The following is a 720-nucleotide window of genomic DNA, read 5'->3' as shown; positions in this document are numbered from 1 at the left end:
GGAGCGGTCATCGGCCGCGAAGGAATATCGCGGGGTGAAAGCGGTACCGAGGTGGCTCGTTCGCGGCCGATGACCGCTCCTACAGGCTACTTGACGGTGATGTCGCAGCTGAAGGTTTCAGCGGGCGGGACTTCCGGGGCCCAGGGTTGTTGCAGTACCAGCATCAGGTGGCCATCACCTGGCGCGCGTGCCTGGAAGCGCCAGGTGGATTGCCCGGCGGCACCGACCACGCCTGTTTCCCGAGCGCTACTGTAGACCTCCGGGCCCAGGCTGCGCAGGACGCTGGCACCGGGGTTCTGTACCAGCCAGCGGTAGCCGGTGCTGGGGTTGGTGGGCAATTGCAGCGTGATGGTCTGGCCGACGCTGAGGGCAACCGGGCACTGGCTCTGGTCTTCCAGTTCGATGTTATGCCGTGGTTGCTGGGCGCAGGCCGTAAGCAAGGTGAGGCTGGCGGGCAGTATCAGGCGGACGACGGACATGGTGGCTCCGAACGGACGAGGATGGGGCAAGCATAACCCAGTTCATCGAATGTGCAGGAGTCAGGCGCCCGGGCCGCGTTTGAGAAGATTGCGGTGCGTTCGGTGGGGCGGCGGTGGACCCGGACACGGCTCGCGCCGCTGCTACAGGGGATTGTGGTGTTTGGAGGCGTAGCCACCGCGCGCGCCGCGTCAGGACGCGAGGGGTGTGGCGGATGAGGCCGTTGTAGCAGCGGCGCGAGCC

1 protein-coding gene is annotated in these 720 nt (G+C 66.7%); it reads right to left on the bottom strand.

The annotated features are described in order from the left end of the window. Nucleotides 1-86: 86 nt before the first annotated feature. On the bottom strand, nt 87-479 hold the full coding sequence (locus QMX89_RS22665; protein WP_282349953.1) for a protease inhibitor I42 family protein: 393 nt from the start codon (nt 477-479) through the stop codon (nt 87-89). Nucleotides 480-720: the final 241 nt, after the last annotated feature.

It is taken from the genome of Pseudomonas sp. PS01301, assembly GCF_029960215.1.
In the GTDB taxonomy this organism is placed as follows: domain Bacteria; phylum Pseudomonadota; class Gammaproteobacteria; order Pseudomonadales; family Pseudomonadaceae; genus Aquipseudomonas; species Aquipseudomonas coleopterorum.
Note: the sequence above shows the minus strand (reverse complement) of the source record. Positions and strands in the feature narration are given on the sequence as shown.